This is a genomic window from Duganella phyllosphaerae (assembly GCF_001758785.1).
GTDB lineage: Bacteria > Pseudomonadota > Gammaproteobacteria > Burkholderiales > Burkholderiaceae_D > Rugamonas > Rugamonas phyllosphaerae.
In genome coordinates this window covers 1-10911 of the sequence record NZ_LROM01000035.1, presented here as the reverse complement: position 1 = coordinate 10911, position 10911 = coordinate 1, and the positions used below count along the sequence as shown (strand labels likewise).

8 protein-coding genes are annotated in these 10911 nt (G+C 66.2%); 7 read left to right on the top strand and 1 reads right to left on the bottom strand.

From position 1 onward, the window contains the following. From DUPY_RS02365 to DUPY_RS02355, 3 genes are all read left to right on the top strand, one after another. Positions 1-2751, top strand: a 2751-nt coding sequence (locus DUPY_RS02365; RefSeq protein WP_371851726.1) for a beta strand repeat-containing protein, incomplete at its 5' end; no start/stop codon positions are given. A gap of 209 nt (positions 2752-2960) precedes the next feature. Further along, positions 2961-5111, top strand: coding sequence for a peptidase domain-containing ABC transporter (locus DUPY_RS02360; protein WP_070246092.1), 2151 nt, complete (start codon positions 2961-2963; stop codon positions 5109-5111). After that, positions 5084-6439 carry an HlyD family type I secretion periplasmic adaptor subunit gene (locus tag DUPY_RS02355; protein ID WP_070246091.1) on the top strand — a complete coding sequence of 452 codons (1356 nt, stop codon included), beginning with the start codon at positions 5084-5086 and terminating at the stop codon, positions 6437-6439. The genes DUPY_RS02360 and DUPY_RS02355 overlap by 28 nt, the downstream gene beginning before the upstream one ends. A 22-nt stretch (positions 6440-6461) precedes the next feature. Here DUPY_RS02355 and DUPY_RS02350 read toward each other — a convergent pair whose 3' ends face one another. Beyond that, on the bottom strand, positions 6462-6701 hold the full coding sequence (locus tag DUPY_RS02350) for an acyl carrier protein (RefSeq protein WP_070246090.1): 240 nt from the start codon (positions 6699-6701) through the stop codon (positions 6462-6464). A gap of 116 nt (positions 6702-6817) precedes the next feature. On the opposite strand from DUPY_RS02350, the gene DUPY_RS02345 reads away from it, so the two are divergent. The 4 genes from DUPY_RS02345 to DUPY_RS02330 form a co-directional block, all read left to right on the top strand. Continuing rightward, positions 6818-7606, top strand: coding sequence for an SDR family NAD(P)-dependent oxidoreductase (locus tag DUPY_RS02345; RefSeq protein WP_070246089.1), 789 nt, complete (start codon positions 6818-6820; stop codon positions 7604-7606). Continuing rightward, entirely contained in the window at positions 7603-9012 is a 1410-nt protein-coding gene (locus DUPY_RS02340; protein WP_084640504.1) for an AMP-binding protein, read from the top strand. The genes DUPY_RS02345 and DUPY_RS02340 overlap by 4 nt, the downstream gene beginning before the upstream one ends. Beyond that, positions 9009-10136, top strand: coding sequence for a LuxE/PaaK family acyltransferase (locus tag DUPY_RS02335; RefSeq protein WP_070246088.1), 1128 nt, complete (start codon positions 9009-9011; stop codon positions 10134-10136). Before DUPY_RS02340 ends, DUPY_RS02335 begins: the two co-directional genes overlap by 4 nt. After that, positions 10133-10911 (top strand): acyl-CoA reductase (locus tag DUPY_RS02330; RefSeq protein WP_275531531.1); only part of this gene is annotated, 779 nt, incomplete at its 3' end. The genes DUPY_RS02335 and DUPY_RS02330, both read left to right, overlap by 4 nt.

Here is a 10911-nt window from a genome sequence, read left to right as displayed (position 1 = left end):
GCGCTGAAAACCGCCAGCCTGGCCGCGCTGACCACCAACCAGGTGCGTGCGTTGACCACCGACCAGGTGGTGGCGCTCTCCACCACCGCCGCCAACGCGCTGACCACCGCGCAAGTCGCTGCCCTGACCACCGACGCCATCGTCGCGCTGGAAACGGCTGACATGGCTGCGCTGAAAACCGCCGCGTTTGCCGGCCTGACCTCGACGCAAGTGGCAGCAATCACCACCGCCCAGGTGCAGGCGCTGACCACCGCGTCGCTGTCGGCCATCTCGACCGCCAACATCGCCAACGGCCTGACCACCGACCAGATCGTCGCGTTGTCGTCGAACCAGGTCGCCGGCCTGACCACCGCGCAAGTGGCCGCACTGTCGACCAGTGGCCTGGTGGCTATCGAAATAGCCGACCTGGCTGGCCTGTCCACCGGCGACATCGCCGCGCTGCGCACGGTACAGGTTGCCGCGCTGACCACCGAACAGCTGGTCGCGCTGTCGGCCGGCCAGGTGGCTGCCTTGACCACGGCCGGCGCTGCCGCGCTGACCACCGACCAGATCGTGGCGCTGACCACGACCCAGGCCGGCGCGTTGACCAGCCAGCAAGTTGCTGCCTTGTCCACCAACGCCATCGTCGCGCTGGAAACGTCCGACTTCGCTGCGCTGAAAACCGCCAGCCTGGCCGCGCTGACCACCAACCAGGTGCGTGCGCTGACCACCGACCAGATCGTGGCGCTCTCCACCACCGCCGCCAACGCGCTGACCACCCAGCAAGTCGCGGCCCTGACCACCGACGCCATCGTCGCGCTGGAAACGGCTGACATGGCTGCGCTGAAAACCGCCGCGTTCGCCGGTCTGACCTCGTCGCAAGTGGCGGCAATCACCACCGCCCAGGTGCAGGCGCTGACCACCGCGTCGTTGTCGGCCCTGTCCACGGCCAACGTCGCCAACGGCCTGACCTCCGACCAGATCGTCGCGCTGTCGTCGAACCAGATCGCCGGCCTGACCACCGCGCAAGTTGGTGCGCTGTCGACCAGCAACCTGGTGGCGATCGAGCTGGCCGACCTGGCCGGCATCACCACCGCCGGCATCGCCGCCCTGAAATCGAACCAGATCGCCGCACTGACCACCGACCAGATCGCAACGCTCTCCAGCACCCAGCTGGCAGCGTTCACCACGGCCGGCATCCGCGCGCTGACCACCGACCAGGTCGTGGCGCTGACCACGGCCCAGGCCGGTGCACTGGGCACGATGCAAGTGGCTGCGCTGTCCACCGCCTCGGTTGCCGCGCTGGAAACGGCTGACCTGAATGCGCTGAAATCGTCGTCGATCGCCGCGCTGACCACCACCCAGCTGCGTGCACTGACCACCGACCAGATCGGCAGCCTGACGACCACGTCGCTGGGCGCGCTGACCACGGCGCAAATGGCCGGCGGCCTGACGACCGACCAGGTCGTTGCGCTGAGCACCAGCCAGGCCGCTGCGCTGAGCTCGGTCCAGGTATCGTCGCTGAGCACGACCAGTGTCGCTGCACTCGAAACGCAAGACCTGAACGCGCTGAAAACGGAAGCGGTTGCCGCCCTGCGCACCAACCAGCTCGCCGCCATCACCACCGACCAGCTGGCCGCGCTGTCCACGACCCAGATCGCCAGCCTGAGCACCGCCGCCCTGGCTGCCGGCCTGACCACTGCGCAAGCGGTGGCGCTGTCGAGCGACCAGATCAACGCGCTCACCAGCACCCAGCTGCGCGCGCTGTCCACCAGCAGCATCGCTGCCCTGGAGACGGCCGACATCGCTGCGCTGAAAACCGCGTCGCTGGCAGCGCTGACCACGCAGCAGTTCACCAAGCTGACCACCGACCAGTTCGTAACCCTGTCCACCGACCAGATCAAGTCGCTGACCATGGCCCAGGTCGATGCGCTGTACGCCAATACCACGCTGAAAGCGGCGATCACCGCCGACCAGCAAGCGGCAATGCCACTGTCGAGCCCACTGGTGCTCGATTTGAACGGCAACGGCATCAACACCCTGAACCTGTCGGCCGGCGTGCAGTTCGACCTGCTGGCCACCGGCAACAAATCCAACGTCGGTTGGGTGGGTGGCGGCGACGGCCTGCTGGTCCTGGACCGCAATGGCGATGGCGTGATCAACAACGGTAGCGAACTGTTCGGCGAAGGCACCACGCTGGCCAACGGCCAGAAAGCGGCCAACGGCTACCAGGCGCTGGCAGAACTCGACTCCAACGGCGACAGCGTGATCGACGCCAAGGATGCACAGTTCAACAACCTGCGCGTGTGGGTGGACGGCAATGCCGACGGCGTCAGCCAGGGCGAGGAACTGAAGTCGCTGGCCGACCTCAACATCGCCAAGCTGAACCTCGACGTGCAGAAAACCTCGATCGTCGATAACGGCAACCTGATCGGCATGGTCTCGACCTTCGAAACCACCGACGGCGCTGTGCACCAGGCAGCGGACGTCTGGTTCCAGGACAGCAGCAAGTCGGGCAGCAGCCTGACCTCGTCGGTCAGCAGCCTGTCGAACGCGCTGTCGAGCTTTGGCGCGGCAGCCACCAGCACCGCCAACACGGGCAAGCTGGAACTGCCATCGGGCGTGAACGCCTCGGTTGCCGCCATGGCCAGCGCCATCGGCAACTTCGAGAACAAGCTGACCGCTTCGACGCATCAGGCGGGCACCGACGACTCGCTGCGCCTCAAGGCACTGCAAGGCGGCCATACCCAGGGCATCCTGGCTGCCAAGTAAGCGATGACGTAAGCTGAACCGGTAGTACCGTGAAAGCGGCAAGACCTGCGGGTCTTGCCGTTTTTTTTCGGCCCGCGCAGCGCTTTCATCTGCCGAATAGAAATGTAAAACCACCTGTGCTTGCAAACAACAAAATCCCCGAGGCAACACCTTGGCGGGGTAAAATTCCATGATCGGCACCACGCCGGTTTCCTTTCCCACCAGGCCCTATGCAAGATAAATTTCCCCATACCGCGGTACAGTGCCTGACGGCGATCGCGCAGCATCACGGCCTGCAAATCAATCCCGAACGCCTGATCGACGAGTACGCGCTGCGCGCGGAAGAACCGGGCAACGGCGTGCTGTTGCGCATGGCGTCCGAGATCGGCCTGAAAGCCAAGGCCGACAAGCTGACCTGGTCGCGCCTGCTGGCGCAGGGCGGCGTGTTTCCGCTGATGGCGCGCCTGGTCAGCGGCAACATGGTCATCATCGTCGGCGTCAAGCCGGGCGAGGACGGCGCGCCCGACCACGTGGCGGTACTGAACCCGGCGCTGGCCAACGCCACCGTGATCATGGTCGCGCGCGCCGAGTTCGAGCAGCGCTGGCGCGGCGACGTGCTGTTCATCAAGCGCGAACACAAATTTACCGACCCGCACCAGCCATTCGGCCTGCGCTGGTTCATTCCCGAGATCCTGCGCCAGAAGGCGGCGTTCCGCGACATCTTCATCGCTGCCATCGCCATGCAGATCCTGGCGCTCGCCTCGCCCATCTTCTTCCAGCTGGTGATCGACAAGGTGCTCACCCACCAGAGCGTGACCACCCTGCAGGTGCTGGCCGTGGGCATCACCATGGCGCTGGTGTTCGACGCCTTGTTCGGCTTCCTGCGCCAGACCCTCACGCTTGCCGCCAGCAACAAGATCGACATGCGCCTGACGCGCCGCGTGTTCGGCCACCTGCTGTCGCTGCCGATCGACTTTTTCGAGACCACCAGCGCCGGTGTCATCACGCGCCACATGCAGCAGCTGGAAAAGATCCGCAACTTCCTCACCGGCCGCATGTTCTTCACCGCGCTCGACGTGATCTCGCTGCTGGTATTCATTCCGATCCTGTTCAGCTATTCGTTCAAGCTGACCCTGATCGTGCTGCTGTTCGCCGCCATGATCTGCGGCGTGGTGCTGGCCATGGTGCCCACCTTCCAGCGCCGCCTGAACGCGCTGTACACGGCCGAAGGCCAGCGCCAGGGCATGCTGGTGGAAACCATCCACGGCATGCGCACCGTCAAGGCGCTGGCCATCGAGCCGTCGCAGCGCCGCACCTGGGACCAGCGCTCGGCCGAGGCGATCACCATGCACTTCCGCGTCGGGCAGATTTCGATCGCCGGCAATGCGGTGACCGACTTCCTCGGCAAGATGCTGCCGGTGACCCTGATCGTGGTGGGCGCCGGCGACGTGTTCGATAACACGCTCACCGTCGGCGGCCTGATCGCGTTCCAGATGTTGTCGGGCCGCGTCACGCAGCCGCTGATTTCGCTCGTCGGCCTGATCAACGAGTACCAGGAAACCGCGCTGTCGGTGCGCATGCTGGGCGAGGTGATGAACCGCGCACCGGAAGGACGCGCCGGCGCCACCGGCCTGCGCCCGCAACTCGATGGCGAGATCAAGTTCGACAACGTGATCTTCCGCTATCCGGGCGCGCAGAACCTGGCCCTCAACAAGGCCAGCTTCACCATCGAGCAGGGCACGGTGGTCGGCATCGTCGGCCGTTCCGGTTCCGGCAAGACCACCCTGACCAAGTTGATCCAGGGCCTGTATCCGCTGCAGGAAGGCATCGTGCGGTTCGACGGCATCGACGCCCGCGAGATCGAGCTGGCGCACCTGCGGCGCCAGATTGGCGTGGTATTGCAGGAGAACTTCCTGTTCCGTGGCACGGTGCGCGAAAACCTGTCCGTCACCAAGCCCGACGCCGCCTTCGAAGAACTGGTGGCGGCGGCGGTGGCGGCCGGCGCCGACGAGTTCATCGAGCGCCTGCCGCAGGGCTACGACACCGTCCTGGAAGAGAATGCTTCGAACCTGTCGGGCGGCCAGAAGCAGCGGCTGTCGATTGCACGCACCCTGGTGGCGCGGCCGCGCATCCTGATCCTGGACGAAGCGGCATCCGCGCTGGACCCGGAATCGGAAGCGATCTTCATTAAAAACTTGTCGAAGATCGCGGTGGGCCGCACGGTGGTGATGATTTCGCACCGCCTGTCCACGCTGGTCAATGCCGACAAAATCATGGTCATGCAGCAAGGCTCCCTGGTGGACGCCGGCCGGCATGAAGAACTGCTCACCCGTAGCGACACCTACCAGCATTTATGGAACCAGCAAACAAGCCACCTCTAAGCCGGCGCAAGAAGGATCAGACCGAGATCGACTTCCTGCCGGACGCCGACGCCATCGAGCGCGGCCCGCTGCCGCGCTTCGTGCAACTGACCTTGCACTTGCTGGTGCTCACGCTGGTCGGCTTCATCATCTGGGCCAGCGTCTCGCCGATCGACAAGGTCGTGATCGCCCACGGCCGCCTGGTCAACCCGCTGCCCAATATCGTGGTGCAGCCGCTCGACACGTCGATCATCCAGAGCATCGACGTGCGCGTGGGGCAGGTGGTCAAGAAGGGTCAATTGCTGGCCACGCTTGACCCCACCTTCAGCGCGGCCGATGAAACCCAGCTGCGCATCCGCCTCGACAGCCTGAACAACCAGACCGCCGGCCTCAAAGCGGAACTGGGCGGCAAGGCCGGCAGCAGCGAAGCTGGCAGCGACGATGCCCGCCTGCAGCAGCAGCTGTCGGCTGAGCGGCGCGGCAACTACGATGCGCAAAAATCGAAAATGGACCAGAACATCGCGCGCCTGCGGGCCGGCCTGGAAACCAACAAGCACGACCAGGTGGTGCTGGCCCAGCGCGTCAAATCGCTGCGGGAAGTGGAGAGCATGCAGGAGCAGCTGGTGGCCGAAAACTTCGGCGCCAAGATGCAGCTGTTGCAGGCGCGCGACCGCCGGCTGGAAGTGGAGCGCGACATGGACATGCAGCGCAACAAGGCCATCGAGATGGCCAGCGAGCTGGCCTCGGTGCAGGCCGAGCGCGCCGCCTTCGAGCGCAGCTGGCGCCAAAAGGCGATGGAAGACCTGCTGTCGGCGACGCGCGACCGTGACGGCATCAACGAGCAGCTGGCCAAGGCCGACAAGCGCCTGAAAATGGTGCAGATGGTGGCGCCGGCCGACGCCGTGGTGCTGGAAATTGCCAAGTTCTCGGTAGGGTCGGTGGTGCGCGAGGCCGAGCAGATGTTCACCCTGGTGCCCCTGGGCGCCGAGCTGGAGGCGGAAGTGCAGATCGACTCGGTCGATATCGGCTTCATCAAGACCGGCATGCCAGCCCATATCAAGGTCGATGCGTTCACCTTCATGAAGCACGGCATGCTGGAAGGGAAAGTGCGCACGGTCAGCCAGGACTCGTTCAAGCGCGACACCGCCGACAAGAACGGCGGCGGCATGGATACCTATTACCTGAGCCGGATTCCGTACACCGGGGCGCTCAAGAAGGTGGCGCCGGGCACGCAGCTGATGCCCGGCATGACGGTCTCGGCGGAAATCGTGGTGGGCGAGCGCACCGTCATGTCGTACCTGCTGTACCCGCTCACGCGGGCGCTGGACGAGTCGATTCGCGAGCCGTAATCATGGCGCCGCCTTGGGGCGGTTAGAAAGCGACGTCGTATTTTTGCAAGATCTCGCGTGCCTTGGCAACCGAGCTCATGGCCAGGATGTCGTCGGTGTCGAGCATGATGTCGAACACGCTTTCCAGTTCCGCCACCAGCGCCATGTGGGCCACAGAATCCCATTCCGGTTGCTGGTTGTAGGCCATCTCGTCGGTGATCAGGTTGGCGTCGATTTGCAGCGACTGGGCGAAGGCGGCATGGAGTTTTTCTGTATTGTTCATAGGTATCTAGATGAAAGTGGCTGGCCGTGACGGCAGCCATCATCATACGGCAAGTCGGCGGACAGGCTTGCGGTAAAATGTCCACGCGGTTTTTATAGCTTATTTCGAGGTTACAGATGCTTCTGCAACACAAGGTCGCCCTGATCACCGGCGCCGCGCGCGGCATCGGTTTTGCCACCGCCCGGCTGTATGCCCGGCAAGGCGCGCATGTATTCCTGTCCGGCCGCGATCCCGAGGCGCTGGCGCAGGCGCGCCAGGCCATCCTCGACACGCTGCATGCCGAAGGGACCGGGGATGAATCCAGACCTGAGTCCAGACTTGAGCCCCGCATCGACACCGTGCTGCTCGACGTCAGCCGTCCCGACAGCGTGCGCGACGCCTTCCAGCAAGTGTTCAAGCAGGCCCGTCGCCTCGACGTGCTGGTGGCCAACGCCGGCGTCATGCAGGACGCGCTGATCGGGATGGTCACGCCCGACCAAGTCGAGCGCACCTTCCAGACCAATGCCTTCGGCGTGCTGTACTGCGCGCAATACGCCAGCCGCCTGATGGCGCGCAACGGCGGCGGCAGCATCATCAACATCACCTCGATCATGGGCGTGCGCGGCAATGCCGGGCAGTCGGCCTATGCCGGCAGCAAGGCGGCCGTGATCGGCATCACCACCTCGCTGGCCAAGGAGCTGGGGCCGCAGCAAATCCGCGTCAACGCCATCGCGCCGGGCCTGATCGACACCGAACTGACGCAGTCGGTCGGCGCCGACAAGCTGGCCGCCAAACAGGCCGCCATCGTCATGGGCCGCATCGGCAGCGCCGACGACGTGGCGCAGGTGGCGCTGTTCCTGGCGAGCCCGATGGCTGCCTATGTCACCGGCCAGGTCATCGGCGTGGACGGGGGGATGCTGGTTTGAACTTCGCCACCGGTCTGGAACAATACGGCGAGCGCCCGGCGCTGCTGCTGGACGGCGCCGACGCGGTCAGCTACGCCGCACTGGCGCAACGGGCCGACGCCGTCTACGCGCGCGCCGACGCGCCGCCAGCGGTGAACGCTGCGAACGCGGTCGTGGCGATCGAGGCCGACAACGGCGTTGCCGCCGTGGCCGGCTATCTTGGCGCGCTGCGGCGCGGCCAGCCTGCGCTGCTGATCGACAGCGCGCTGGCGCCGGAGCTGCGCGAGCGGCTGTACGCCCACTACGGCATCGGCTGGGTGTGGGGCGCGGACGGCAACTGGCAGGCGCGCAGCGGCAACATCGCCGCCGAAGTCCACCCCGATGTTGCCCTGCTGCTGTCCACCTCGGGCAGCACCGGCGCCCCCAAGCTGGTGCGCCTGAGCTTGGGCAACCTGCAGGCCAACGCCGAGTCGATCGCCACCTATTTGGACATTGACGAGCACGAGCGGCCGATCATGGCGCTGCCTTTCCATTATTCGTACGGCATGTCGGTACTTAACAGCCACCTGGCGCGCGGCGCGGCCGTGCTGCTGACGGCCGAACCGGTGACCGGGCGCGGCTTTTGGGACTTTTTCCGCGCCGCCGGCGCCACCAGCCTGGCTGGCGTGCCCACCACCTACACGCTGCTGCGCCAGTTGCGCTTCGAACGCATGGACCTGCCCACCTTGCGCACCATGACGCAGGCCGGCGGCCGCCTGGCCGAGCAGCACGTCGAATGGTACGCCACGCTGGCGCAGTCGCGCGGCCAGCGCTTCATCGTGATGTACGGACAGACCGAGGCGGCGCCCCGCATCGCCTACGTTCCGCCCGAGCGGCTGCTCGACAAGCCGGGTGCGATCGGCATCGCCATCCCCGGCGGCACGCTGGAACTGGTGGCCGACGACGGCGCCGTGATCGAGGCGGCCGGCGTGGTCGGCGAGCTGCGCTACCGTGGCACCAACGTCATGCTCGGCTATGCCGAATGCGCGGCCGACCTGGCCAGGCCCGATGGCAATGGCGGCGTGCTGCTGACCGGGGACCTGGCCGAGCGCGATGCCGACGGCTATTACTACGTGCGCGGCCGCCGCAGTCGTTTCATCAAGGTGTTCGGCAACCGCATCGGCCTCGACGAAGTGGAAATGCAGTTGCGCGCCAAGGGCTACGAGGTGGCTGTGACCGGCCGCGACGACCTGATGGTGGTGGCGCTGCGCGGCGACGCCGAACAGGCCGGCGCGCTGGCGGCGTTGCTGCCGGGTTGGTACCGTCTGCACCACTCGGCGCTACGGGTGAATGCGGTGGACGCATTCCCGCTGTCGTCGGCTGGCAAGCTGCAATACGCGGCGCTGCTCGAGCAGCTGGCGCCGCCCACCCCGGAGAGATCCCGATGAGCACCGATATCACCAGCAGAGCCGCCGACGGCAACTATTTCGAGATGCCGCCGTATGGCGTGCCGCAGGCCGAGAAGGCGGCCGGCATGGCGGCCGCCTTGAGCGCGCTGACCGAGCACCACCGCCAGCATTGCGCGCCGTACGACCAGCTGCTGACCGCGCGTGGCGAGGTGCTTGGACGCCAGTACACGCTGGAGCAGTTGCCGTTCATCCCAGTGCAGCTGTTCAAGCGCTACGAACTGAGCTCGGTGCCGCCGGAGCAGGTATTCAAGGTGCTGACGTCGTCGGGCACCACTTCGCAGCAGGTGTCGCGCATCGTGCTCGACCGCGATACCGCCCAGGCCCAGACCAGGGCGCTGGTGCGCATCGTCCAGCAGTTCCTCGGCAAGGCGCGCCTGCCGATGCTGGTGATCGACCACCCCGGTGTGATCAAGAACCGGCAGTCGTTCTCGGCGCGCGGCGCCGGCATCCTCGGCCTGTCCAACTTTGGCCGCGACCATACCTACGCGCTGCGCGACGAGGACATGACGCCCGACGTCGAGGCGATCCGCGCCTTCATCGAGCGCCACCGCGGCAAGCAGGTGTTCCTGTTCGGCTTTACCTTCATGGTCTGGAAATACCTGCTGCAGGCGCTGCGCGCGTTGCCCGATCCGCCGCGTTTCGAAAACGCCGTGCTGATCCACAGCGGCGGCTGGAAGAAGCTGCAGGACGAGGCGGTCGGCAACGACGAATTCAAGCAGGCGCTGGGCGAGGTCCTGAATATCGACCGCGTGCACAATTTTTACGGCATGGTCGAGCAGGTCGGCTCGATCTTCATGGAGTGCGAGGCCGGCCGGCTGCACGCGCCGGTATTTGCCGACGTCTTGATCCGCGACGCCCGCACCTGGCAGGTGCTGCCACCGGGCCAGAGTGGCCTGATCCAGGTGCTGTCGGTGCTGCCGCACAGTTACCCGGGCCATAGCCTGCTGACCGAGGACGTGGGCGAGCTGGTCGGCGTCGACGACTGCCCGTGCGGTCGGCTTGGCCACACGCTGCGCGTGCACGGCCGGGTTGCCCGCGCTGAAGTGCGCGGCTGCAGCGACACCCACGAAAGCCCGCGCCCGAGCGCGGCGGAGGCAGCATGAACGTGATTGCAGAACAAGCAGGCTACCGGGCCCTGCTGGCCAACGCGCCGACGCCGGAGCAACTGGCGCAGACCACGCCGCTGGCGCCGTTTTCGCCCGAGGCGGTGGCGCTGGTCGATGGCCTGTCGGCAGTGCTGATGCGCTCGCCGCACATCCGCACCTATCCGGAACTGGTGGCGCTCGGCTACTGGATGCGCAAGGCCAACCTGGAGCGGCTGCGGCAAGACCTCGAGCGCCGCCGCGGCGACGCGCTGCTGGTGCCGCGCGGCGTCGCCTTCCACATCGCGCCCGGCAATGTCGATACCATCTTCGTCTATTCGTGGTTCCTGTCCCTGCTCAGCGGTAACTGCAACATCGTCCGCCTGTCGAGCAAGCCGTCGCCGCAGGCCGAGGTGCTGGTCGAGGCCATCGGCAGCCTGCTGGCCAGGCCCGAGCACGCGGCCATCGCTGCGCGCACGCTGCTGCTGCGCTATGCGCCGGACGACCGCATCACCGCGCGCCTGTCGGCCGTGTGCGACGTGCGCGTGATCTGGGGCGGCGACAGCACGGTCAGACAGATCCGCGCGGTGCCGCTGGCGCCCACCGCCAGCGAGGTTGCCTTCAGCAACAAGTATTCGCTGGCGCTGCTGCATGCGCAGCGCTGGCTGGCCAGCGACGATCAACAGAAAGACGCGCTGGCCACGGCGTTCTACAACGACGCCTACTGGTTCGACCAGATGGCGTGCTCTTCGCCGCGCATGGTGTTGTGGCTCCCCAGCGACGCCGAGGGCCGCGC

Excerpts from the sequence above, each read along its gene's own strand:
- DUPY_RS02360 (WP_070246092.1), top strand. The coding sequence starts at position 2,961 with ATGCAAGATAAATTTCCCCATACCGCGGTACAGTGCCTGACGGCGATC.
- DUPY_RS02355 (WP_070246091.1), top strand. The coding sequence starts at position 5,084 with ATGGAACCAGCAAACAAGCCACCTCTAAGCCGGCGCAAGAAGGATCAG.
- DUPY_RS02350 (WP_070246090.1), bottom strand. The coding sequence starts at position 6,701 with ATGAACAATACAGAAAAACTCCATGCCGCCTTCGCCCAGTCGCTGCAA.
- DUPY_RS02345 (WP_070246089.1), top strand. The coding sequence starts at position 6,818 with ATGCTTCTGCAACACAAGGTCGCCCTGATCACCGGCGCCGCGCGCGGC.
- DUPY_RS02335 (WP_070246088.1), top strand. The coding sequence starts at position 9,009 with ATGAGCACCGATATCACCAGCAGAGCCGCCGACGGCAACTATTTCGAG.